The sequence below is a fragment of the Thalassospira indica genome, from assembly GCF_003403095.1.
Lineage (GTDB): Bacteria > Pseudomonadota > Alphaproteobacteria > Rhodospirillales > Thalassospiraceae > Thalassospira > Thalassospira indica.
The window spans coordinates 4,636,440-4,661,836 of record NZ_CP031555.1; the positions used below are offsets into that span (position 1 = coordinate 4,636,440).

The 25,397-nt window shown below is 55.2% G+C and carries 20 protein-coding genes; 12 read left to right on the top strand and 8 right to left on the bottom strand.

The features are described from left to right. Positions 1 to 32 precede the first annotated feature (32 nt). Entirely contained in the window at positions 33 to 1,682 is a 1,650-nt protein-coding gene (locus DY252_RS21680; RefSeq protein ID WP_231959663.1) for a stimulus-sensing domain-containing protein, read from the bottom strand. 86 nt (positions 1,683 to 1,768) lie between these two features. Then, a complete protein-coding gene (locus DY252_RS21685) occupies positions 1,769 to 2,485 on the bottom strand; it encodes a response regulator transcription factor (protein ID WP_008889052.1) in 717 nt (238 codons plus the stop codon). Between the two features lie 315 nt (positions 2,486 to 2,800). Here DY252_RS21685 and DY252_RS21690 point away from each other — a divergent pair, with 315 nt between their 5' ends. From DY252_RS21690 to DY252_RS21720, 7 genes are all read left to right on the top strand, one after another. Further along, a complete protein-coding gene (locus DY252_RS21690) occupies positions 2,801 to 4,516 on the top strand; it encodes a sensor histidine kinase (RefSeq protein WP_064788151.1) in 1,716 nt (571 codons plus the stop codon). After that, entirely contained in the window at positions 4,513 to 5,922 is a 1,410-nt protein-coding gene (locus DY252_RS21695; RefSeq protein ID WP_197482556.1) for a sigma-54-dependent transcriptional regulator, read from the top strand. The genes DY252_RS21690 and DY252_RS21695 overlap by 4 nt, the downstream gene beginning before the upstream one ends. Before the next feature lie 460 nt (positions 5,923 to 6,382). Further along, the gene (locus tag DY252_RS21700) at positions 6,383 to 7,348 is read left to right on the top strand and encodes a TAXI family TRAP transporter solute-binding subunit (RefSeq protein WP_064788150.1); all 966 of its coding nucleotides are present in this window, start codon (positions 6,383 to 6,385) and stop codon (positions 7,346 to 7,348) included. 31 nt (positions 7,349 to 7,379) lie between these two features. Further along, positions 7,380 to 7,856 carry a DUF1850 domain-containing protein gene (locus DY252_RS21705; protein WP_231959662.1) on the top strand — a complete coding sequence of 159 codons (477 nt, stop codon included), beginning with the start codon at positions 7,380 to 7,382 and terminating at the stop codon, positions 7,854 to 7,856. A gap of 5 nt (positions 7,857 to 7,861) precedes the next feature. After that, on the top strand, positions 7,862 to 9,877 hold the full coding sequence (locus DY252_RS21710; protein ID WP_064788149.1) for a TRAP transporter permease: 2,016 nt from the start codon (positions 7,862 to 7,864) through the stop codon (positions 9,875 to 9,877). A gap of 128 nt (positions 9,878 to 10,005) precedes the next feature. Beyond that, the gene (locus DY252_RS21715; RefSeq protein ID WP_129542788.1) at positions 10,006 to 10,677 is read left to right on the top strand and encodes a hypothetical protein; all 672 of its coding nucleotides are present in this window, start codon (positions 10,006 to 10,008) and stop codon (positions 10,675 to 10,677) included. Positions 10,678 to 10,823: 146 nt separating this feature from the next. Further along, on the top strand, positions 10,824 to 12,098 hold the full coding sequence (locus DY252_RS21720; RefSeq protein WP_064788147.1) for an MFS transporter: 1,275 nt from the start codon (positions 10,824 to 10,826) through the stop codon (positions 12,096 to 12,098). A 175-nt stretch (positions 12,099 to 12,273) separates the two neighbouring features. Here the strand turns inward: DY252_RS21720 and DY252_RS21725 are convergent, their stop codons facing one another. Then, positions 12,274 to 12,456: a hypothetical protein gene (locus DY252_RS21725; protein ID WP_008889045.1), complete on the bottom strand. Its 183-nt coding sequence runs from the start codon at positions 12,454 to 12,456 to the stop codon at positions 12,274 to 12,276. A 138-nt stretch (positions 12,457 to 12,594) separates the two neighbouring features. Between DY252_RS21725 and DY252_RS21730 the strand changes: the two genes are divergently transcribed. Further along, positions 12,595 to 13,578, top strand: coding sequence for a LysR family transcriptional regulator (locus DY252_RS21730; RefSeq protein WP_064788146.1), 984 nt, complete (start codon positions 12,595 to 12,597; stop codon positions 13,576 to 13,578). A 16-nt stretch (positions 13,579 to 13,594) separates the two neighbouring features. On the opposite strand, the gene DY252_RS21735 is transcribed toward DY252_RS21730, so the two are convergent. Both DY252_RS21735 and fmt read right to left on the bottom strand, forming a co-directional pair. Next, positions 13,595 to 14,137, bottom strand: a complete 543-nt coding sequence (locus DY252_RS21735; RefSeq protein ID WP_064788145.1) for a GNAT family N-acetyltransferase — start codon at positions 14,135 to 14,137, stop codon at positions 13,595 to 13,597. Then, on the bottom strand, positions 14,137 to 15,063 hold the full coding sequence (gene fmt / locus DY252_RS21740; protein WP_064788340.1) for a methionyl-tRNA formyltransferase: 927 nt from the start codon (positions 15,061 to 15,063) through the stop codon (positions 14,137 to 14,139). The genes DY252_RS21735 and fmt overlap by 1 nt, the downstream gene beginning before the upstream one ends. 59 nt (positions 15,064 to 15,122) lie before the next feature. On the opposite strand from fmt, the gene DY252_RS21745 reads away from it, so the two are divergent. Further along, positions 15,123 to 16,112 carry a hypothetical protein gene (locus DY252_RS21745; protein WP_064788144.1) on the top strand — a complete coding sequence of 330 codons (990 nt, stop codon included), beginning with the start codon at positions 15,123 to 15,125 and terminating at the stop codon, positions 16,110 to 16,112. A 60-nt stretch (positions 16,113 to 16,172) separates the two neighbouring features. Here the strand turns inward: DY252_RS21745 and def are convergent, their stop codons facing one another. Continuing rightward, entirely contained in the window at positions 16,173 to 16,691 is a 519-nt protein-coding gene (def, locus tag DY252_RS21750; RefSeq protein WP_064788143.1) for a peptide deformylase, read from the bottom strand. A gap of 424 nt (positions 16,692 to 17,115) precedes the next feature. Further along, positions 17,116 to 18,627 (bottom strand): DNA recombination protein RmuC, encoded by a 1,512-nt coding sequence (locus DY252_RS21755; RefSeq protein WP_064788142.1) that lies wholly within the window; start codon positions 18,625 to 18,627, stop codon positions 17,116 to 17,118. 515 nt (positions 18,628 to 19,142) lie between these two features. On the opposite strand from DY252_RS21755, the gene acs reads away from it, so the two are divergent. Next, the gene (acs, locus tag DY252_RS21760) at positions 19,143 to 21,086 is read left to right on the top strand and encodes an acetate--CoA ligase (RefSeq protein WP_064788141.1); all 1,944 of its coding nucleotides are present in this window, start codon (positions 19,143 to 19,145) and stop codon (positions 21,084 to 21,086) included. 92 nt (positions 21,087 to 21,178) lie between these two features. Here the strand turns inward: acs and DY252_RS21765 are convergent, their stop codons facing one another. Next, the gene (locus tag DY252_RS21765) at positions 21,179 to 22,087 is read right to left on the bottom strand and encodes a LysR family transcriptional regulator (protein WP_064788140.1); all 909 of its coding nucleotides are present in this window, start codon (positions 22,085 to 22,087) and stop codon (positions 21,179 to 21,181) included. Positions 22,088 to 22,322: 235 nt separating this feature from the next. Here DY252_RS21765 and DY252_RS21770 point away from each other — a divergent pair, with 235 nt between their 5' ends. Continuing rightward, the gene (locus tag DY252_RS21770) at positions 22,323 to 23,270 is read left to right on the top strand and encodes a tripartite tricarboxylate transporter substrate binding protein (protein WP_129542789.1); all 948 of its coding nucleotides are present in this window, start codon (positions 22,323 to 22,325) and stop codon (positions 23,268 to 23,270) included. A gap of 43 nt (positions 23,271 to 23,313) precedes the next feature. Then, complete coding sequence (locus DY252_RS21775) at positions 23,314 to 25,380, top strand: tripartite tricarboxylate transporter permease (protein ID WP_064788139.1); 2,067 nt, start codon at positions 23,314 to 23,316, stop codon at positions 25,378 to 25,380. The last annotated feature ends 17 nt before the right edge of the window (positions 25,381 to 25,397 follow it).

Sequence of the window (25,397 nt, forward strand, 5' to 3'; positions counted from 1 at the left end):
TAGGCATTTCGCACTTTCTGCGCTGAAAAATCTTAGTCGAGCGGCAGGCGAATGGTAAAGACAGCGCCCTTGACCTCGTCACGGACCACGCGATTCTGTGCACTAAGCTCGCCATTATGGGCGGCAATGATTCGCTTGGAAATTGAAAGCCCCAAGCCCGAATGCTGCCCGAATTTCTCGGTCGCAGGGCGTTCGGTATAGAACCGGTTGAAGATCGCCTCTTCCTTGCCAGGCGGGATGCCCGGGCCGTCATCCTCGACCGTAATCACGGCCCAGTTTTTATCGCGCCATGCCCGCACGCGCACTTCACCACCTTCCGGGGTAAAGGTAATCGCGTTCGAAATCAGGTTCCTGAAGACCTGTGTCAGACGACTTTCAAGCGCCGGGACATTGAGGTTTTCAGGCACGGACACCCTGATCCGCGGGCCCTCGGCATCGGCGTTATAAAGTTCGCCCAGCGTATAAAGCAGCACACCAAGATCGACTTCCTCGCTTTCGGCGCGCGACAATTCGGCATCCATCCGCGAATAATCGGAAATATCACTGATCAGGCGATCAAGACGCTGCACATCCTCGGCGATGATTTCCATCAGGCGGCGCTGTCGTTCCGGGTCCTTAAGGCGGGTCGCGGTTTCCACCGCCGACCGCAATGATGTCAGCGGGTTTTTGATCTCATGCGCGACATCGGCGGCAAACCGTTCAATCGCGTCCATACGGTCCCACAGCGTTTCGGTCATATCGCGAAGCGTGGTCGACAGATCGCCGATTTCATCACGGCGATCCGACAGATCGGGAATGGCAAACTGGCGGTTTTTGCTGCGCCGGACCCGTTCGGCCGCACGCGCCAACCGGTTCAGCGGACGTGTGATCACGCCGGCAAGATAGATCGACAACAACACCGTAATGCCAAAGGCAAAGACAAAGATCTTCAGGATATCAAGCCGCACCGCATGCAGCGCGTTTTCAATCGATTCGCCGCTTTTGGTCATCATCACCGATGCCAGAACCTGCTTGAACCGGGCAACCGGCACCGATACCGACAAGACCCGGCGTCCTTCGCTATCAACGCGGACAACCCCGCGCGAATAGCCCGCAAGGGCTGCGCGCACTTCCGGGTAATCGGCCGCACTGGCAACCGGCGGATCGACATAAAGTGGCAAGGGTTGTTCGCCCTCAAATAATGTCAGGATGCCATCGGTCAGTTTGCGCATGATATCGGCAAAGGCATCTTCTTCGCCGGGGGGTGGAAGTTGTTCGGCCTGAATGGTGCCCGCACCAAGTGACTGGATGCTGCGACTATCAGCCAAAAGGCTGCCATTGGTGGCAAAAAGCCGGGTACGTGCGCCGGTAATCCCGACAAGACGGCGCACCATTTCGCGCGCCACTTCGATTTTCACCCGGTTGGTTGCATCATCACTGGAACTCACCGCCGACGTCGACAGGGCAGCGGCATACATTTCCGCCTGCACCGCCATGGCTTCCAGTTCGGAATGAATAAGTTCCTGCTTGTAGCGGCCCAGATACAAAATACCCGCCACCAGCACAAAAAGTGCCAGCGCGTTCACGGCCAGAATCCGCCAGGTCAAAGGCGAAAACAGCCCGTGGCGTTCCTCTATCCGTGTCGTCCGGGGTTCGGACGGACCTGTGTGCTGGTCGTGATCACCAGTCCCAAGATCGCTCATTCAAACCTGCAATAACCGGCCCGGGAAGCGGGCCTGCAAAAGAGTGCGCGCCGAAGCACAAAGCTCCGGCGCGTCATAAATCCTGATCAACCTGCCACAGTGGCCGTGTCGCGGTACCGGTAACCGACGCCATACAGGGTTTCGATTTCCTTGAATTCCTTGTCGGTCTCGCGGAATTTCTTGCGCAGGCGTTTGATGTGGCTGTCGATCGTGCGGTCATCGACATAGATATGTTCGCCGTACGCCGCATCAATCAGCTGGTCACGGTTTTTCACATGCCCCGGATGTTTGGCCAGTGCCTGGATCAACAGGAACTCGGTCACGGTCAGATTAACATGCTGACCTTTCCAGCTGCACATGTGGCGCGACGGATCAAGCACCAGATCACCGCGTTGCAGAACATCATCCGACCCGTTCGGGCGCACCCCCCCCGCACGCATGATTTCCGCGCGACGCAAAAGGGTGCGAATACGTTCAATCAGCAAACGCTGGGAAAACGGTTTCTTGATGTAATCATCGGCACCCATGCGCAGGCCGGTCAGTTCATCAACCTCGTCATCCTTGGACGTCAGGAAGATCACCGGCATTTCGGTTTTCTTGCGCAAATGGGTCAGAAGTTCCAGTCCGTCCATACGGGGCATCTTGATATCAAGCACCGCAAGATCAGGCTCTTCCTTCGTGATGGCATGAAGTGCCTCCGAGCCATCAGAATATGTCAGGACCTCATATCCTTCTTCTTCCAACGCCATCGAAACCGACGTCAGGATATTACGGTCGTCATCAACAAGTGCGATCTTACTCACCTGGACCTCATCTACTGGACAGATACATTTCACTCATTCGTGTGGTGACTATACAATTTACATTCCAATGTGGCGAAAAAATAACCACTTGCGGCATAATTAAGGCTTGTCGAATACAGTCGCAGTGCAATCTGTCACATCGCTGTATTTGTTGACTTTGCGCCGCTGCGGCAAATAACAATCATCGCATCAGGGTAAAATGCCCACCTGTCCCGAACGCGGGACAAACCAAATTGATCCCTGACCCGACGGGAGGTCGCGATTTTCTATTGGTTAAGCAAGTTCAGCCGTGCCAGCCTGACCGCTGCCGGGGTTTTGATTTCGACACTTGTTGTCTGGCTTGTTGTCAGTTCGACCGGCAATCTGACAATCAATGAATTGCATCGCACCGCACAGGCACGCCTGGCGTTGTATGACAGTTCGCTGCGTGCGGCCGTCGATCAATATCGCTATCTGCCCTATGTCGTTGCCCGCCATCACGAAGTGATCGCCGCCATCACCGGCACCGGAAATCCGCGCACTGCGGATATGTATCTTGAACGGGTCAAACAACGATCCGGGGCAGCCGCCCTTTATGTCATGGACAAGACCGGCATGACGGTCGCGGCAAGCAACTGGAACACACCCGACAGCTTTGTTGGCGAGGATTACGGATTTCGCCCCTATTTCAGTCAGTCAATTACCGGCGGCGAGGGATTTTTCTTTGGCATCGGGGTGACCACCGGGCGGGCAGGCCTGTTTATTTCCAACCCGATCCGCGGCGACGATGAAATCATCGGCGTTTCGGTGGTCAAACTAGAACTTGATGAGGTTGAACGGAACTGGCAGGAAGGCGGCGAGACCGTATTTGTTGCAGATGAAGACGGCGTGATCACCATGACCAGTCGTAGCGACTGGAAATATCGCACGCTTTCCGAACTCTCGCCCGAGGTCCGCGGGCGCATTACCCGCCATCAACAATATCCCGGCAAGGAACTGGCATCCCTTGATATCGGCCAACAACTGGTCAAGGGCACCGGGATTGTCACGATTAATTCCGAACGCTTCCTGTTTGATGACAAACATATGCAGGGCAGCAAATGGCGGCTCTATTACCTGACATCGATGGATTATGTTTCCAACCGTCAGGCGGCCGCCCTGTTCATTACCGCCAGTGGTGCTGGGCTGATCATTTTGATCATCCTGTTTTTGCGCGAACGCGAACTCAAGCTCGCCTCCCAGCGCGAAGCGCGTGAATTTGCCCGCATTCAGGCACTGAACATCCGACTTGAGGAAGAAATCGCTGTTCGGCGCAAAACCGAGGAAGAACTGCGTGGCACCCAAAACGAACTGGTGCAGGCCGGAAAGCTTGCGGCCCTGGGTCAGATGTCGGCTGCCATCGCCCATGAAATCAACCAGCCGATCACCGCCATCCGGACATTCTGTGCCAGTGCCAAACTGATGCTGGAGCGCGGCAAAACCGAAAAGCTTGATCAGAACATCAACCAGATCTCCGCACTCACCGAACGCATGGGTGCAATCACAGGTCAGCTCAAAACGTTTTCGCGTAAATCCACCGGCGTGCTGGAGCCGGTTGACCTCAAGATCGCGCTGGATAACACCCTGCAATTGCTAAGCCCCCAATTGCAGCAGGAAGAATGCACGCTTGAGCGTAATGAACCCGATACGCCACTGGTGATCCAGGCCGACCTTGTGCGGATCGAACAGATTTGCGTGAACATCATCCGCAACGCGCTTGATGCCATGGCCGACAGTTCGGTCAAACGTATCCGCATTGACCTTACGCGCACCAAAACCGACGTCATCATGCAGATTACCGATACCGGGCCTGGCATGAATGAAGAAACCCTGTCGCTTTTGTTTGACCCGTTCTTTACCACCAAGGATCCGGGGCAAGGCGTGGGATTGGGACTTTCGGTAACTTATGGCATTGTGCGGGACTTCGGAGGCAGCATAAAAGCCTATAACACCGAAACGGCCGGGGCCTGTTTCGAAGTTCGCCTGCCGTTACTCAAGGGTAAAACACCGTGACGACCACCAAGCAAGTGCCACACAGTGACGCAGAAATTCAGATCACACCGCACATCATCATTGTCGATGATGACGAGGCGATGCGTATCTCGCTTGCCCAGTGGCTTGAGCTTTCCGACTTTGACGTCACGGTCTATGAAGATGCCGGAGAGGCCCTGCATGACATCAGCCCCGAATTTGCCGGGGTCATCCTGACCGACGTCAAAATGCCGAAGCTTGACGGCATTACCTTTACCCGTTCTGTGCTGGCCGCCGACCCGGACATCCCGATCATCCTGATGACAGGCCACGGCGATGTGCCAATGGCGGTCGAGGCGATGAAAAGCGGCGCCTATGATTTCGTCGAAAAACCGTTCGAGCCCAAAGACATTGTCGAAAGCCTTGAACGCGCCATTGAAAAGCGCCGTCTTGTTCTTGAAAACCGCAACCTTCGGCGTCAGATCGCAAGCCGCGGCAGCCTTGAATCCCGCCTGATCGGCAATTCGATGCCGATGCGTAATCTCAAGGATGAAATCGCCAATATTGCACCAACCGAAGTCCCGGTTCTGATTTCAGGCGAAACCGGCACCGGCAAGGAACTGGTCGCGCGTGCCATCCATGACCTGAGCGACCGGCGCGATGAAAAATTTGTCGCGGTAAACTGTGCCGCCATTCCCGAAAGCACGGCCGAAAGCGAACTGTTTGGCCATGAAAAGGGGGCCTTTACCGGGGCGGCAAGCCAACGGATCGGCTGGATCGAACATGCGATTGGCGGCACGCTGTTTCTTGATGAAATATCAAGCATGCCACTTGCCCTTCAGGCCAAATTGCTGCGCGTGATTGAACAGCGCGAAGTGGTGCGGCTGGGCTCCAACGCGCCGGTGAAGGTCGATTTTCGCCTGATCTGTGCCACCAACGAGGATCTGGTCGCCGCCGTTGCCGAACGCAATTTCCGCGAAGATTTGCTGTTTCGCATCAATACGTTTGAACTGTCCATCGCCCCCTTGCGCGAACGCCAGGATGACGTCGCGCTTCTGTTTGATATCTTTGCCGAACGGGCGGCTGAGCGGTTCGAACGCCCGTATGAACGCCTGTCTCCGGCATTGATCGCGCAACTCAGGGCCCATGAGTGGCCGGGCAATGTCCGCGAGCTTAAAAACATGGCCGAACGGTATGTTCTTTTGGTTGGAAGTCCGGAAGAACGCTTCAAACGGCTGTTCAAGGGTGGTTTTGAAACAACAGCAGCCCCCACCGGCGATCTTGCCCTTGCCGATCAGGTCCGCGAGTTTGAAGAACGCATCATTCGCGATGCGCTTGATCGCCATGACGGCAATGTCAAATCGGTGATGGAAGAACTCGACATTCCGCGCCGGACGCTTAACGAGAAAATGAAAAAGCTCAACATCCGGCGTGACAAACCGGCCTAAACTATTGTTGCGTTGCGATATTTTGTTCGCGCGCGCAACAAATCGGCAAGAATCCGCCGATCCATTTTGGTAAATCGGCAAGATTATGCCGAATTGACAAACTGAAGCAATCTAAGTCATTGATTTGTAATTATTAATTTTATTTCCTGTTTGGCATACTCATTGCAGTTTAAAACACCAAAATGATAAACTGACAAAAATCCGAGGGAGGAAATCTGACAGCCGGTCCGGTTCGGACGGTTCAAACGGCTGACTTAAAATCATCTCTTGGAAATGGTCTTTGAAGGGTGCCCGTCTGGCTTGATCGGCCAAGCATGTTGCGATCAACATCCGGCACCTTCGAAAACCCAAAAACAACAGGCCCGGTTTACAGGCCGCCAACGAACGTGAAGACCCATATTGTTTTACGATCTCTTGGATCTATTCGTCGCTTAAGTGTTTAACCCTAGGGAGGACTATCATGAAGCTCCGTACCCTGCTCACCGCAGCAGCCGCAGCCATGATGCTGACCGTCGCACCCGCGTCGGCACAGCAACTGTCAATCGCAACCGGTGGTACCGGTGGCACCTATTATCCGTATGGCGGTGGCCTTGCGGAACTGATCACCAAATACATCGACGGCACCAGTGCCGTTGCCGAAGTCACCGGCGCATCTGTTGAAAACATGGGCCTGATTGCCCGTGGCGACAGTGACATCGCAATCGGTCTGGCTGATACCGTTTATGCTGGTTACACCGGCACCGGTAAATTCGAAGGCCGTACCCTTGATAACGTTCGCGCCCTGGCGTCGATCTATCCGAACGCTGTTCAGCTCGTCACCATGGCCGACAGCGGCATCAACGGCCTTGCCGACCTTAAAGGCAAGCGCGTTTCTGTTGGCGCACCGGGTTCGGGTACCGAAGTTTCGGCACAGACCCTGCTGAGCGCCAACGGCATCACCTATGATGACATCGAAGAACAGCGCCTGAACTTCAACGAAACCGCAGATGCCCTTCGTGATGGTGACATCGATGCCGGTTTCTGGAGCGTTGGTCCGCCCACCAGCTCGATTCTGAACCTCGCGACCACGCGTGAAATCAAACTGATCGCGCTGACCGACGATGAAATCCTGGCGGCCCTCGATGCAGAGCCGACCTTCGCACCGTACGCCCTGCGTAAAGGCGTTTACGAAGGTGTAACTGCACCGGTTAACACCATTTCGACCCCGAACGTTCTGTTCGTGAACGAAGAAATGGACGAGGAACTGGCATATCAGATCACCAAGACCCTGTTTGAAAAGGTCGACGAACTGATCGCCATCCACCCGGCAGCAAACGACACCACGGTTGATTTCGCTCTGAACTCGACCCCGATCCCGATGCATCCGGGCGCCCTTCGTTACTACGAAGAAACCGGCATGCCGATTCCGCCGAAGCTGATCAAGTAAGATGCTTCTGCAAAAGTTCGGGCGGCCAGCAATGGCCGCCCTTCTTCTCCTGATCACGGCATGTGCTGGCCCGGCCTATCAGGATCACGTCAAGCCCGGCACCGTTATTGATCATCTTGAGGTGATCGGTGAGGACGGGGCGCTTCTGGCCAGAACCGAAATTCCGCGTCAAACCGGCTGGTGCCTGTATTGGAACCATTCTGTCACCGGTGATGGCGTGATTGACTGTTATGTCGACGATCTTGGCAAGATGGTTCTCCATCGCGCCTATCAGCCCGACTTCGCGGCGGGACTTGGTCATTATCCCGGTCGCGGGATCCTGACCAGCGCAGAAGGCGGCGGATACTGGATCGAAGATATCGACGAACCTGTACGCGGCAATGCCTATGTGTTGCGCGTCGGCTCACTTGCGGTGAACCACCGCATCGTCACTGACCGTGACGAAATCAACCTTTCAAAGATGGCTGAACACACCCGTGTCACCATCCGCCTTGATACCGGGGAATAAATTTCATGTCCGAACAGGCAACGCTGCCATCCATGACGGATAGATTGCCACAGCCAAAACTGGTTCTGTGGGCAATCTCGATCGTCGCAGTCGCACTCTCTTTGTTTCAGATGTATGGCGCAGGGATCGAACCGCTTGGCCTGTTCTATCAACGCAGTATTCACCTTGCGTTCGTGATGTTCCTGGCCTTTTTGATGTTCCCGATTTTCGGCAGCAACAAAAAGCGCGGCTTCCTTGGCTGGGTGATTGATCTGGCCTTCCTGGCCGGCGCCTTTACCACGGGCTTCTATCTTACGTTCTTTCTTGATGAAATCATCAACCGCGCCGGTTTCTGGAGCGAAACCGACCTGATCATCGGCGTGATTGCCACCGTTACCGTGCTGGAGGCCAGCCGCCGTGCGGTCGGCCTTGGCATGACCGTGATTGGCATCGTTGCCATCATTTACGCCCTGTCGGGTCCGCGCGGTGCACTGCCGTGGGTCGGTGAATGGCTTCCGGGCATTCTTGCCCATCGCGGCAACGACGTTGATCGCCTTGTCGGGCAACTTTACCTCGGTCAGGAAGGCATTTACGGCCTGCCGATGGGGGTTGCTGCGACCTATATCTTCATGTTCGTTCTGTTTGGGGCGTTCCTTGAAGTCACGGGTGCGGGTAAATTCTTCATCGATATGGCCTATGCCGCCACCGGCAGAAAACCGGGTGGCCCGGCCAAGGCCGCCGTTCTGGCATCGGCCGGTATGGGATCGATCAGTGGCTCGGCAATTGCCAACGTGGTCACCACGGGCGCCTTTACCATTCCGCTGATGAAAAAGCTCGGCTACCGCCCGGCACAGGCGGGCGGTGTTGAGGCCGCAGCCTCCACCGGTGGCCAGATCACCCCGCCGCTGATGGGGGCGGGTGCGTTCCTGATTTCCGAATATACCCAGGTGCCGTATCTCGACATCGTTCTGGTCTCGATCTTCCCGGCGATCCTCTATCTCGGCACGGTTTATCTGTTTGTGCATATCGTTGCCCTGAAACAGGGCATGCGCGGTATGCCGGTCGAAGAGCTTCCGGACTGGAAAGAAGTTCTCAAGGAAGGCTGGCAGTTCATCCTGCCGCTGGGCATCCTGATTTACCTGCTGGTGCTTAACATCTCGCCGATGCGGGTGGGTTTCTGGGCCATTCTGTCGGTGATGGCGGTTGCCGCCCTGCGTTATGCGCTGTGGTTCTTCTTTGTCGCCCCGCAGCAAGGTGAAAAACCAAGCCACGAAAAACTGATCGCTGCCATTCGCAAGGGCACCGCGATCACCATTGCCGCCCTTGAACTTGGTGCGAAAAACGCCGTTGCCGTTTCGATGGCTTGTGCGGTTGCCGGTATCATTGTCGGCGTGGTTGGCGTCACTGGTCTTGGCCTGAAATTCTCGTCGATGATGATCGCGTTTTCGGGTGGTAACATCGTTCTGGCGCTTGTTCTGGTGCTGATCGCAAGCCTGATCCTCGGTATGGGTCTGCCAGTCACGGCGTCCTATATCGTTCTGATCGTGCTGGTGGGTCCGGCACTGTCGAACGAGTTCGGCATTCCGCTTCTGATCGCGCATCTGGTGGTGTTCTGGTACTCGCAGGACAGTAACGTGACGCCGCCGATTGCACTGGCGGGCTTCGCGGGGGCCGCGATTGCCAACGCCAGCCCCATGGAAACCAGCATTCAGGCGTGGAAGTTTGCCAAGGGTCTCTATCTGATCCCGGCCTTCATGGTCTTCAATCCGGAAATCATCGAAGGCGGTTCGATCCAGATCGTCCTTTGGACCGGCTTTACCGCGATCCTGTGTCTGGTCGCCTTTGCCGCCGCCCTTGAAGGCTATCTGTTTGCCCCGATGGATGTGCTTTCACGCATAATCATCGTTCCGGCAACCATCGGCGTGTTCTATCCTGACATCCGGGCAGAAATCGCTGGCACGATCGTCCTTCTTGCGGTTCTGGCCTTCAACTGGTGGCAGGGTAAAAAGAACACCCCGACACCGGCAGTCGCCGCAAGCTAAACCATCTCCGTCCCGACGAAAGTCAAAGCCCGTAAGCGAAATGCTTGCGGGCTTTTTCTTGAGTGTTACCAACACACCATATGCGCTAACATCTCACGCAATCAGTTAGTGATTAGGATGTATCGGCGTTGACCAAAACTGCAATTACAAGACACGTCAAGGATTGGTGGCCGGTTCATTTGGTTTTGCTCGCAGCAATCTCAGTAATTGGGGTAGGTCTTTCTGGCAACTCATTGGTTGCTGGATGCACATCAAACCTCTGCAACTCAATACGAACCCTCCAATGGGAGGCGTTGACTGCGGGATTGCTGGGTCTTGCAGGCGGTTTTTCTGTTATCGTTTCAACGAGGAAGCAAATTTTACATTCGGAGAGAGTTGCTCAGCAGCAGAGGGAGGATTTTTTATTAGCAGATGTCAATATTAAGCTAGCAGACATTGAAAATTTCTGCACTGGAGGAGAGGCTTTTATGCGCATCTCTCTAGAACTCTATAAGGAGAACGAATTAAATTCTCCTGCTGACGAGATCATAAAATTACTTTACTCGGAAGATGGAATATCGCACGTAAGGCGCGTCATTCTCTCGGCAGATGAGATTCGGAAAAGTAATATTATCCCTCTCCCTTTACAGGGTTCTTTTGATCGTCTTGCGCGAACGATGAACGATCTGTGGAGATGTATTACTTCGACTGCTTTTCATAACATTCCCAAATTAGCTGCTGAACTTGAACGCGATATCGACTCAATGCGCTTTGAGTTAATCAATTATCGGAAGCAAATACTGAATCTACGTCTGTATTGAGCCTCATCACAAATGTGCTAAAGACATCCCATTTATGATGAACTACTAGCTACATAGTTTCGGGCAGGTAGACAGGCATAACCGGTACGGTTAAATTCCTCATACTATTTAATTTTGCGCCCCACTCTTACCTCGCCGGAATCCGCATGCAGTTTTTGATCTTGCTTCGCCAAGCGCCCCGCCAACTTGCCTTTGGCGCGTTGCACAGTTTTGGCTCCTCGTTCGGGCAGACGTTTCTGGTCGCACTGTTTGTACCCTTCATCTCGGCCAGCCTTGCACTCAATGAAACCGAATTTGCCAATATCTATGCTGGGATCACCATTGCCAGCGCGCTCTGCCTGCCAGTCGTTGGCCGCTGGATCGACAAGGTCGATATCCTGTCCTACAGCCTTGCCACCATGGCGTTACTCGCACTTGGCTGTGTGATGATTGCGCTCGCCGGCAATGTCTGGATGCTGATTACCGCCCTGTTTGTGCTGCGTCTGGCCGGTCAGGGGTTGATGAGCCATGTCAGCATGACCGGTATTGCGCGCTATTTTTCGCGCAATCGCGGACGGGCGCTGGCGATTGCCAGTTTCGGCTTTCCCCTGGCAGAGGCGATCATGCCCGCCACCTTGCTGGCCCTGATTGCCGCCTTTGGCTGGCGATACACCTATGCCGGGTCGGCGGCGTTTATTCTGCTGGTCCTGCTGCCGGTTGCGATCTGGCTTATTCGAAGCGATGCAAAATTCCGCAAGGCACCCGCGAAATCAGGCGAATCGGCCACTGCATCCGGCACGGCGCGTGCCGACTCCCCGGAAAGCCACCCCCAAAGTGATCACCCGCGCCTGTTCAAATCAGTTTATGTCTGGTTCTGCATGCCGATGCTGGCCGCGCCACCCTTGATCATGACCGCCCTTTTCTTCCATCAAGGCGCGATTTCCAACAGCAAGGGGATCGATCTTGGCTGGTTTGCGGCAGGTTTCACGGTTTTTGCCATCACGTCGGTGTTGGGCGCGTTTGGCAGTGGTCCGCTGATTGACAAACATTCTGCCCGCCGCCTGTTTCCCTGGCATCTGATCCCGATGATGGTTGGTATTGCCATTCTGGCCCTGACAACCACGCCGTGGGTGATCCTGATTTATATGGGGCTGGTTGGCATTACTGTGGGCTTTGCCACGACATTGCGCACCGCCATCATCCCGGAACTGGTGCCGCTTGATGAAATTGGCGCGGTGCGCAGTACACTTACAGCGGTCATGGTGCTGGCCTCGGCCATGGGCCCGGCGATTTATGGCTGGATGTTTGCGGCCGACATGTCGATTGCCACCATGCTGGTCGTGACCCTGATTGCCGCTGCCATCGTCAGTCTGGGGTCCTGGTTCTCGGAACGGCCGGGCTTTTACATGCCGCCCAACATCGCCCCGAAAGAAGCCGATTAAAGCGTTTTGCGAAAAAAATGGCCCGGATCACAAAAGTGACCGGGCCAGTCGGGAAAACAGCGTCAAATAGGGAGGAAGACGCTAGATAGAAACCGTCGTCATAGTCCCTGCCTGCGGGAGCACCTCTTGGGGAGGAAATCAATCGGCGCTCGACCGCATGCAGTTAGGTCGTCAGTTAGGCAGCACCGCCAACGGTGCCGGCCGGATGGTTTACGTCGGCTGATTTCTCGGAACCTTTGAACAGGTTACGGAAGAAGGAGCCTACGAATTCAGCGCGGAGCTGCTGACCTTTACGTACACCTGCCTCGATTTCGGTGGTGGAGATGTAACGGGTGGTGATTTCTTCGTAAGTGGCCATGGTGACCTCCTAAAATTTCGTTCGTTGCGACGCCGTGTCGCTCTCGATGAACTCAATCTAATTTCCTTTACGGGGAAAGAGAATTACCTCAATATGCACATTACTTGTGAATGTCCGTCATAAATAGGAAAGCTGAATATGGATCGCGCCGCGGAAATGGAAATCTTTGTCCATGCAGTCGAGGAAGGAAGTTTCTCGGCCGCTGCCCGGACAATGCGCCTGTCACCGTCAGCTGTTTCGAAATACATCTCGCGCCTTGAAGATCGTCTGGGTGCCCGTCTTTTGATGCGCACCACCCGTCAGCTCAGCCTGACCGAGGAAGGCCGCGCCTTTTACGAACGCGCCCGCACGATCCTAAATGAGATCGAGGAAGCCGAAGAAGTCGTCACCCAGCTTTATGCCGCCCCGCGCGGGACGCTGCGGATCAACGCATCGGTGGCCTTTACCAAGATGCAGGTGGTGCCGCTGATCCCGGAATTTCTGGCACGCTATCCTGATGTGCGGATTGAGCTGACCCTTGATGATAAATTCACCGATCTGGTCAACGATGGCTATGACCTTGCCATTCGCCTGTCGGCACTCGAAGACTCGTCGCTGATTGCGCGTAAATACGCGGTCAACCGACGTATGATCGTCGCATCACCGGAATATCTCGAAAAGAACGGTATCCCGCGCAAACCGCAGGATCTTGAAAACCATAACTGCCTGCATCTGTCATCGCGCGAAAGCTTTAACGACTGGCACTTTGAAACGCCCGATGGTCACGTGGCGTTCCGCGCACAGGGCTCGTTCTCGGCCAATGACGGTGACGTGCTGCACGAGGCGGTTCTGGCCGGGCTTGGCATGGCGCGTCTGGCCGAATACCTCGTCCATGAAGATATCCGTGCGGGTCGCCTGACCCCGGTTCTGACCGAATATGTCCATGATCAGGCATGGATTTCGGCGGTGTATCCGCATAAACGCCACCTGTCACCCAAGGTCCGGGCCTTTGTTGATTTTCTGGCCGAAAAATTCACCCCGGTCCCGCCGTGGGAGCTCGGCTTCCGCGATGCCCGTGCGGTGCGCCGCAACAGTGACGGCACCACCGACACCAGCAAAACCGCCCGCGATGTCGGCAAATAACCGATAGGCACCTGACCTAGAAGCCAAGCGCCTTCTGATATGCCGCAAAGTCAAACCGGAACTGCCATTCCGACGAATTGGAAAGATCATCCAGAATGCGGCTTTCGCCTGTGCGCGCAAAGCCGCATTTTTCATAGAACCGATGCCCGGCCTCAAACCGCGTATCGGTCCACAGCGTCACCACCTGACATTCGGGATGGGTTTGCCCCAGCCACGCCAATGCCTTTGCCATAAGCTTTTGCGCCATACCGCGCCCGCGGACAGTGGGATGCAGATAAACCTTGTGAAGCTCAGCTTCGCGGGTGGCGGCATCATATTTAACCCCGAAACAGCCCAGAACCCGATCCAGATCATCGACCGCAACCCAGATCCGGCCGTCATCGGCCTTGAAGTCATCGGCAATCGCGTCAAGCTCGGGGAATTCGGCGGCACGATCAAACACGCAGCCGGGATAATCGGCAAACACCAGCGCGATCAGATCGGCAATGCCATCGCCATCGCGGTTGAAAGCTGGCCGGATCGTCAGATCACCACCCGCATGTGCCGTGATATTTGCCATCAGCCCAGCTTTACGCCCTTGGCAAGCTTGTCATAGCCGCGCAGCACCGCATCAGTATCCATCACCGATTTGCCCGGGCGCTGAATACGGGTCGGACGCAGCGCGCCGGTGCCACAGCCAATCGTCAGCTTGTCATCAAGGATTTCACCCACCGGGCCGGATTGATCCATCACCTCGGCCGCCTGCACCTTGATGCGTTCCTTACCCAGCTCGAAATAGGCCCCCGGCCACGGGGTAAAGGCGCGGATTTTGCGCTCGAGTGCAGCGGCATCATCATTGAAATCAAGCTTGGCCTCGGCGCGCTCCAGCTTTGCCGCGTAGGTCACACCCTCTTCAGGCTGCCTGGTGGCAACAAGTTCCCCCTTGGGGAGCTTTTCAAGCGCCTCGACAATCATCCTGCCGCCAAGTTCCGCCAAATCATCATGCAGGGCATTGGCATAAGTTTCCGAGGTAATCGGCAGTTCACCAATCAAAAGCATGTCACCGGTATCCAGCCCGACATCCATCTGCATGATGGTGACACCGGTCGCCGCATCCCCGGCCAGAATGGCGCGCTGAATCGGCGCTGCGCCACGCCAGCGCGGCAGAAGCGACGCGTGAATATTCAGGCAGCCAAATTTCGGCGCATCGAGAATGGCTTTCGGCAAGATCAGGCCATAGGCCGCAACCACCGCAACATCGAGATCAAGATCGGCAAAGGCCTGCTGTTCCTCGGCCGATTTCAAGGATACCGGATGGCGGACCTCAATCCCCTGCGCGTCCGCCCAGGCATGCACCGGGCTTGGCGTTTCCTTGTGCCCGCGCCCTGCCGGCCGCGGCGGCTGGGAATAGACGCAAACAACGTCATGACCCGCCGCCACCAGATCCTTTAGCGCCACAAGGGCAAAGTCCGGGGTTCCCATAAAGGCAATGCGCAGCTTGGTCATATCACTCGTCCATTCATCTTTTGACTCTTCTGGCGGCAATTTGGCCTTATCCTGCCCAAATGACAAGCCAAGCCTTACCTCAATCGCCCAAATACCCGGTCAGCCATATCTGGCACGCAGACTGGAGCCTGTCGGCCAAGGGCCGCTGGGTCGCCAAAGCCAGCCGCCGTGACACCGGCTGGCAAATCCACGCCATCGAACCGGTCGGGATGCTCCATCAGTTCCACCAATCGCTTGCCAGCCATGGCAAGAAGAATGCGCTCTGGCTTGGCCTTGATATGCCGATCGGATTTCTTGACGCGTGGTATGATGGCGCGAATATCAAAGACTTCAAATCCTTGCTGGACACTCTTCAAACCGATAAATGGCAGGAATTCTTTGAGGTCTGCCAATCACCGGATGAAATCCGGCACAAACGGCCATTCTACCCTCGAAGTTCCGGCACAAATGGCAGTGTCAAACGCGATCATCTGATCAAGGCACTGGGCCTGACCGATTTCGATGCGCTTCATCGCGCCTGCGAATTCCCAACCACCCAACGCAACGCCGCCTGCCCGCCCTTTTGGACGCTTGGCGCCAATCAGGTCGGCAAAGGGATGCTGCATGGCCTCAAAAACCTGATCATCCCGGGTCATGCCGATGGATTTAACATCTGGCCGTTTTCGGGCGATCTCAAAACCTGCACCAGATCCACCGGCGTCACCCTGATTGAAACCTATCCCGGCGAAATTTATGGCTGGCTTACTGATACAAGTGAGTTGACTAAATCAATTCAAATCAGCCGTAAGAAATACCTGCACCAACTCCGCAAAGATGCCCACATCAGGGGCATCGAAATCAGCGCTGCGGTCTGGGCCGATATCAAGGATGGCTTTGGCCCGGATCACGGCAAGGACAATGCCTTTGACGCACTGATCGGTGTGATGGGCTTGATCGAAATCGCCGAGGGTCGCCGTCTGGAACATCTGCCACGGACGCCAAGTGTTCTGGAACGTGAAGGCTGGATTGTCGGGCTTGACCCAAAAGACATCAAGCCCCGCAAATCGTAACCCACACAAAACAAAAGGGCCGGAAAACCGGCCCCTCGCATGCGTTTCTGATCAGACGTCTCAGGCAGACTTTTTGGTTTTCTGCAGCTTCTGAACTTTTTTCAGGATCATGTTGCGCTTAAGCGCGCTGAGATAATCGGTGAACAAAACGCCATCCAAGTGATCGATCTCATGCTGGATACAGGTCGCAAGCAACCCGTCTGCCTCGATCTCGTGCATTTCGCCGTTTTCATCCATATAGCGCATGCCGACTTCGGCCGGGCGTTCGACATCTGCATATTGTTCCGGGATCGACAGACACCCTTCCTGATAGATCGAAGTTTCCTCGGATTCCCAGATGATCTCCGGATTGATCAGCTTCAGCGGTTCCGGCTTGTCCTTGTCATCGGACACATCCATGACAACCACGCGTTTCATCACCCCGATCTGCGGCGCTGCAAGGCCAATGCCCGGTGCCGCATACATGGTTTCAAGCATGTCATTAAGAAGGGTCTTGATCTCATCATTCACTTCCTCGACCGGTTCGCATTCCTTTTTCAGGCGCGGGTCTGGAACGATAAGAATTTCACGCAGGGCCATGGGTCTCTGATCCGGTTTCGAACTTGGTTGAGGGTCAGGTCCCCCTAATTTGGTTTAAATGGTTCACCTGATTTGTGCGGATACGCGAAGCAAAACCGCAGGAAGATATACATCTTTCAAGGCTTTGCGACAACGTAGCCCGTGCAAATCAGGTGAATCCGAAGGACAGACGTTATATTCGCGCGCTCCTGCGTCAAACCCCTTATCCGGGAGACCTCCCCCGCACTGCGGGCTTTTCCTAGGAGATCACAAATATAACGTCTGCCATTCAAATCAAATTAGGGGGACCTGACCCTCCTATAATTATAGCGAATTTCGCGCTTCGAGATAAGGTTTCCCCACGCCCAAGTCAAGCAAACAGCCCGATTTAGCCGTTATGGCTGCCATGTCGCCCACAAGGGATCTCGGCCAAAACCGGTTTGGCTTAATCCTTGGCGTCTGGCGTCGCATCCTCTGGCCCGGCCAGCAATTCCATCTTGGTGATTTCGCGCACATGGGTTTCTGACGGGGACGGTTCCTCGATCATACGGTCATCAGAGACGATATGCTTTTCCTTGAGCTTGCGCGCCGACACCAGAACCGATCCTTCGAGTGACCCCAGCGTCTTGTTGTAATGCTTCACCGTACTTTCAAGCGATTTTCCCATTGATGAGAAATGCTTGGCAAGCGCGCCCAGACGATCATAAAGCTGCAAACCGATTTCACTGATATCACGTGCGCTTTCGGCCAAAGCTTCCTGTCGCCAGCCATATGAAACGGCCTTAAGCAATCCAAGCAAGGTTGTCGGCGTTGCCAAAATCACGCCATCGCGGAAGCTGTCCTCGATCAGGCGCGGATCACGTTCAAGGGCGGCCGAGAAGAAGCTTTCACCGGGCAGAAACAGCACGACAAATTCCGGACTGTCGACCGACTTCCAGTATGATTTTTTCGAAAGATCCGTTATCACCTTTCGCACATTGGTGACATAGGTCGCCATCAAGGCTTCGCGGCGATCTTCGTCATATTTCTCGTCAATCGCCTCAAGATAGGCCGATGTCGGGGCCTTGGCATCGACCACGATATTCTTGCCGCCCGGCAGGTGAATGACCATGTCGGGTTTCTGAATACCTTCGTCGGTGTTGAAATGCACCTGTTCATCAAAGTCGCAATGCTTGAGCATCCCAGCCAGTTCGACAATGCGCTTGAGCTGCAATTCGCCCCATTTGCCCGACACCGAGGAACTGGACCGCAGGGCAGAGCTCAGCGTCTGGGTTTCCTTGGACAATTTGTGTTGCGATTGTACCAGGGTCCCGACCTGTTCACGCAGCTCGCCGTAAGCTTCCTTGCGGTTTTTTTCAAGTTCATTGACCTTGGTATCAAAAGCCTCAAGGCGTTCCCGGATGGGCTTTACGATCCCGTCAATGGCCTGCTGGCGTTTTTCAAGATCGCCCTTGGCCCCTTCCTGCAGGCGCGAGAAATTCTCACGCGCCAGCTTCATGAACTCGTCGTTATTGACCTTGAGCGCATCGGACGACAGCGCCTTGAAGCTATCCAGCAGCTTGGTCTTGGCATCTTCGAGCATCTCGAGCTTTTCCTTGGCCGCCTCGCGCTCTTTCTCAAGCGCGGTCTCAAGCTCGGATCCCTTTTCACGCCACTGATCAAGGGCGGTGCGAAGCTCCTTCATCTCGGCTTCAAGGATGGGCACCCGGTTGGCCGTGGTTTCGGCAATGGCACGCTTTTCCGATGCCTCGGAAAGCTTTTCACGCATCTGGGCGACCTCGGTCGCAAGATCGCGCCGGGTATTTTCCGCATGTTCAAGCTGGGACGCCAGAAGGGCTGTGCGCGACTCCGTCTCGGCCTCCGCGGCATCCTTGATGCGCTTGACCATCATGATGCTAAAGACAAGTGCCAGAACAGATGCGCCAAGCGCCCCTGCTGCCAAAGAAATCGGATCCATTATCCCACCATTTGATTACGTGCTGGCTTCTTTGTATCTGTTTTGTTCCGTCAAATCCAGAACCGAACCAAGCTGGTCCCACATCCGGGCATGGAAAAAATGTAATCGGCTTCACTGGCGAAGCCCGGAATTTCGGATATATTTCAATTGGATAAGGGAACAGAACCAAGGATCGGCACGCAAGGGCGGCCACAGACGACGATCACGCCTGCCAGTGTGGCAAACGTACACCAACCAACGCGCACCCGGCCAGGCCCGCCCCCGTCTTAAGTTGTATTCCCTCAATACTCTCTGCGCACTAGCATAGGGCGCAAGCGACAGGATTAACTTTGCCGTGCCCGCCCCCTTTGAACGGGACCGAACACACACCGGACCGGGCAGCATGGCAAAGCAGGTTCTGAACCGCACCGAAATTACTGCATCGGACGAATGCCTTTTTCGAGCCCGTTGGAAAAGTCATCGAAAACACCCCGGTGCCGACCTAGAGACCACAGGAAACGAACAAGAGGCCACATATGTCTGCGAACGTTTATCCCGTACCTGACGACATCGCGAAGGGCGCTTTGATCGACAAGGCAAAATACGACGCCATGTACAAGCAGTCGGTCGAAGACCCGGAAGGCTTCTGGGGCGAACACGGCAAACGCATTGACTGGATCAAGCCCTATAACACCGTCAAAAACGTCAGCTACGACGCCAAGGACCTCTATATCAAGTGGTATGAGGACGGGACGCTCAACGTTGCGGCCAACTGCCTTGACCGTCACCTTGAAAAGCGCGGCGATCAGACCGCCATCATTTTCGAGGGCGATGATCCCAACGTCTCGGAACACATCACCTATCGCGATCTTTACGAGCGCACCTGTCGTTTCGCCAATGCGCTGAAATCGATGGGCGTTGCCAAGGGTGATCGCGTTGTCATTTATCTGCCGATGATCCCCGAGGCCGCCGTTGCCATGCTGGCATGTGCCCGTATCGGTGCGATCCACTCCATCGTCTTTGGCGGCTTCTCGCCCGAAGCGCTGGCGGGCCGTGTCGAGGATTGCGGCGCGAAAGTCGTCATCACCTCGGACGAAGGTCTGCGTGGCGGCCGTTCAGTACCGCTGAAACGCAACGCGGATGAAGCCCTTTCCCATCCGGGTGTTAAATCGGTCGAGAAAATGGTCGTCGTCAAGCATACCGGCAAGGACGTTGCCTGGAACGATGCCCGCGACGTCTGGTATCACGAAGTATGCGAAGCAGCCTCCACCGACTGCCCGCCGACCGAAGTCAACGCCGAAGACCCGCTGTTTGTTCTTTACACCTCGGGCTCGACCGGCAAGCCGAAGGGCGTTCTGCACACCTCGGGCGGTTATCTCGTCTACGCGTCGATGACCCATCAGTATGTCTTCGACTATCACGAAGGCGACATTTACTGGTGCACGGCCGATGTCGGCTGGGTCACCGGTCACAGCTATATCGTTTATGGCCCGCTGGCCAATGGTGCAACGACGCTGATGTTTGAAGGTGTGCCAAGCTATCCGGACGCATCGCGCTTCTGGCAGGTCTGCGAAAAGCACAAGGTCAACATCTTCTATACCGCACCGACCGCAATCCGTGCCCTGATGCGCGAAGGCGAAAGCTTTGTGAACAAGGCCGATCTGTCCAGCCTGCGCATTCTTGGTTCGGTCGGTGAACCGATCAACCCAGAAGCCTGGGAATGGTATTACGAACATGTCGGCAAAAAGAATTGCCCGATTGTCGATACCTGGTGGCAGACCGAAACCGGCGGCATCCTGATTACCCCACTGCCGGGTGCGACCGACTTGAAACCGGGTTCGGCGACCCTGCCGTTCTTTGGTGTGGAGCCGGCCTTGCTTGATAACGAAGGCAAGGAACTGACCGGCGCAACCGATGGCAACCTTGTCATCAAGGACAGCTGGCCGGGTCAGATGCGTACGGTCTATGGTGACCATGAACGCTTCATCCAGACCTATTTCAGCACGTTCAAAAACGTCTACACCACCGGTGATGGTGCACGTCGTGACGACGATGGTTATTACTGGATCACCGGCCGTGTCGATGACGTGATCAACGTATCGGGTCACCGTATGGGCACCGCCGAGGTTGAAAGCGCACTGGTCGCCCATTCCAAGGTGGCCGAGGCCGCCGTGGTCGGCGTTCCGCACGACATCAAGGGACAGGGCATCTATGCCTATGTGACGCTTAATGCTGGCGAGGAACCGACCGACGAGCTGCGCGCCGAACTGGTTAAATGGGTCCGCAAGGAAATCGGCCCGATCGCAAGCCCGGACTTCATCCAGTGGTCGCCGGGTCTGCCGAAAACCCGTTCGGGCAAAATCATGCGCCGCATCCTGCGCAAGATTGCCGCCAACGAATATGATCAGCTTGGCGATACCTCGACCCTTGCCGATCCGGGTGTTGTCGATGACCTGATTGATAACCGCCAGAATCGCTAACGGCGAACGCTGTTTCGTAACAGACTTTACAAGCCATCCGCCTTTTTCGGCGGGTGGCTTTTTTGATGCAGATTAAGTTCTGCGACACTCCGTCACTGAATGCGCGCGGTTGAGGTCTCGCGCAGTTTCCGATGCAAGAAATCAATGAAAATGCGCACCTTGGCAGAGAGGTTGTGGCGCTCCGGGTAAACAGCGTAGATGTCCGCATCGACATGGGCATATTGCGGCAGAACAAGATGCAATCGATCTTCCTCGACATGGCGCGCAATATCCCATTCTGATCGCATCATGATCCCATGACCATCAAGCACCCATTGCAACGCGATTTCACCATCATTGCTGCTGAGTGTGCCATGTACTTTAACGGTCTCGGAATGCTGACCCCGTTGAAGTTTCCAGACATCATGCACGTCGGTGTTTTGCCGCAGGATGATGCAATTGTGATTGATCAGCTCTGACAAATTGCGCGGCATCCCATGTCGTTCAAGATAAGACGGTGCGGCACACAGAAATCGTCGATTGCCTTGCAATTTGCGCGCACGAATGCGCGAATTTGGCAACCCGCCGAAACGAATGCCAAGATCAATTCCTTCTTCAACCATATTCATCGGAATATCGGTCAGCAGAAGCTGCACTTCGACTTCGGGATAAAGGTGCGAGAACTCCGACACCACTGGTGCGACATATTCACGCCCAAACCCGAATGTTGCATTGATCCGCAAAAGCCCTGTCGGCGTTTCACTGGCATGCGAGACCCGCTGCTCAAGATCATCAATCTGGCGCATGATCTGTTCGGCGCTCTGGAAATAGGCGTCGCCTTCACTTGTCAGGCTGATCCGCCGGGTGGTGCGGTTCAGCAACCTGACCCCTAAACGGTCTTCTAGCTTCGCCAACCGTTTGCTCACCGCTGGCGGCGAGAGGTTAAGTTCCTGTGCCGCTGCCGACAAGCTGCCCTTGCGGACCAGAAGCACAAAAAAGCCCAGATCACTATCGACCGACATTATTAACCTCTGCGACATAATGAAGTGAGAAGTCGGAAATTATAATCAATTTCTCAAAAATATAAACTGAAGGAGTCGATCGGGCTAAAAACAACAGCCGAACGCAGGCGTCCTACAGCGCCCAATACCCGATGCGGCATCAGGGAAACACTGGCATGGGATCGATCAACACGATCCTTTCTGGTTGCCAGCACCGGCAATTTGTCCGGTGAAAATTATTTCGGGAGGAATACCGATGCGTAAGCTAGCAATCGCAGCGGCAATGGCCGCAACCTTTATTTCTGGAACGGCATTTGCCGAATATCCGGAACAGACCATCAACTACATCATTCCGTTCAATGCCGGTGGTGAGTCCGATGTCTCGGCACGCTTCCAGCAGCCATATCTTGAAGAAATTTCAGGCCAGTCTTTTGTTATCCAGTACATGGCAGGTGCCGGTGGTGCACAGGCCTGGTCACAGCTGAACGGCATGGAAGGTGACGGATACACCATTATGGGGATTAACCTGCCCCATACCATCCTGCAGCCGATGGAAAAAGATGTTGGTTACGAGACCAAAGACCTCACCTACATCAACTTCTTCCACTACACTCCGAATGCGCTTTTTGTCCCCAAGGACAGCGAATTCCAGAACCTGCAGGAACTGATCGACTACGCCAAAGCCAATCCAGGCCTTGTCACACTCAGTGGTTCGGGCTCGAACTCTGCCAACCATCTTGGTCAGGTTCAGTTTGATGAACTGGCTGGCATTACCACCACCTATGTCCCGTTCAGCGGCACCGGCCCGGCGGTTACCGCCATCCTCGGCAGCCAGACCACCGGTGGTTTTAACTATGTGACTTCGGGCGTGAACAATGGTGATGGCATGCGCATGCTTGCTGTTGCATCGGAAACCCGCGTCAAGGCATTCCCGGATGTACCGACCTTCAAGGAACTTGGCTTTGATATCGTTGGCGGTGCATTCCGCGGTGTTGCCGTACCGAAATCAACACCGGAGCCAATCCGCGAGAAAATCTCGCAGATGGTCACGGACGTGAACAACAATCCTGAATTCAAGAAGAAGATGGAAGATGCCGGTTTTGTTCTGACCGATATCACCTACGACTTCATCAATGATTTCGTTGCTGCGAAATCCGAAGAGTACCGTGAAATCGCAGAAAAGCTTGGCATCGCCAACCGCTAAGAAACGCCAACAATAATAATTCGGGATTGGAAAGGTCACCACCATGGAATTGCTGGGCTATTTCGTGAGCGCGCTCACGCCTTTAAACCTGCTTATGGCACTGGGCGGCGTTGTACTTGGAACGGTTATCGGTGCTTTGCCCGGACTGTCAGCAACCATGGCGGTGGCCGTTCTGGTCCCGTTTACCTTTACCATGGATCCCGCAACCGGTTTGATTGCGCTTGGTGCGATCTATACCGGGGCCATTTATGGCGGCGCGTTTGCCGCCATTCTGGTCAATACACCGGGAACACCGTCGGCCATCGCCACGACGTTTGACGGTTTCCCGATGGCCAAACGCGGCGACGGTAGTCTTGCAGTAACACTGGCAACGCTGGCATCTGTTGTTGGTGGCCTTGTCGGGGGTGTGTTCCTGCTGCTGCTGTCGCCGCCGCTGGCAAAGGTTGCCTTGGCCTTTGGTCCGCCTGAATATTTCTGGTTGGCAGTCTTCGGCCTGACCCTTATTTCCGCCCTTTCTGTTGGCAATACCATCAAAGGCCTGCTCGGCGGTTGTATCGGCCTGATGCTGGCGATGGTTGGCGTTGCCGTGGTTGGCGGGGATATCCGTTTTACCATGGGCACCCATACGCTGCTGGGCGGCTTTGATATCGTCTCCGCTCTGATCGGTCTTTATTGCATTCCGGTGCTGATTGATCTTGTTGCAACACCTGATCGTCACCTGAAGGTCGAACAAGGCAAACGCGGCATTCGTCTACTCGAAGCATTCGGTCTGACCTGGAAGAGCAAATTCAACGTTTTGCGCAGTTCGGTTATTGGCACAATCGTCGGGATCTTACCCGGTGCGGGTGGCTCCATTGCTGGTCTGGTGTCCTATTCTGAAGCCCGCCGCTCGTCAAAAGAACCTGAGACGTTTGGCAAAGGCGCACCTGACGGCCTCATGGCGACAGAGGCCGCCAACAACGCCACAGTGGGCGGTGGATTTATTCCAACCCTTGTTCTGGGCATTCCGGGCACGCCTCCCGATGCCATTATTCTCGGTGCCTTGCTGGTTCAGGGCATCAAGATCGGCCCAACGCTGTTCTCCCAGCAAGGCGAAATCGTTTACACTTTTATTTTCGGGCTTTTGATCGCGACAGCACTCATGCTGCCCGCTGGTCTGCTCATTGGCCGCTATGCCTATAAATCAATTGCCTCGATCCCCAAGACCCTGTTGGTGCCAACCATTGCCTTTCTGACGGTGATTGGAAGCTTTGCCATCCACAGCAACCTGCATGACGTCACCATGATGATCAGTCTGGGTGTTCTTGGTTGGGTTTTGAACCGCTGCGGTTTCGCGCCCTCGCCGATTGTCCTTGGTCTGGTTCTGGGCAAAATTGCCGAGCAAGGGTTTGTGCAATCTTATCTGATTGGCAACGCCACCAACAACATCACCGGTATGTTCTTTGGCCGCCCCATCAGCCTTGCCATCGTTGCGTTGGCCATCTTCACCGTGGCCTACCCGCTGATTTTTGCCAAGCGCAAGGAAAAGGCCAAGAAACGGGCCCTCGATGCCGCACGCTCCTATTCCCAAAGCAATGGTGAAACGACGGTTCAGGAGATTGAGGAAATCAAGGCCCCACCCTTCGATCCACTTGCCGGTTTGAAGAAACAGATCGCCAAACCCCGTGATGTCAGCGGAATGGTGGTCTCCGCACTCCTCATCGTTGCCGCTGGCTGGGCATACAGTCAGACCGCAACGATGAGCCCGATGGGATCGGTCTTTCCAAGCACGATATCGGTCGCCGTCATCATCCTGTCTGTCATGCTTCTGGCGTTGAACTTTCTGCGCAAACCAGCTGCAGCAAGCGGCGAAACCGAGACAGCATCAGTATCGCGGCGCATCACCCTGGTCGTCGTCATGGCCGGATGGGTCGCTGCAATCCCCGTTATCGGGTTTGCATCCGCAGCAATCGTCGCCTTCCTGATCCTGTCCCGGGTCGCCTGCTACGAAATCATGGGGCCCAAACGTCAACTTATCGAAGCCGTCGCAGCAATCGCCATTGTCGGCGGATTGTATCTTCTGATGGCCAAGGTCCTTTTGATCAGAATGCCATCCGGCTTCCTGTTCTGATCGGGCACGATCAAACG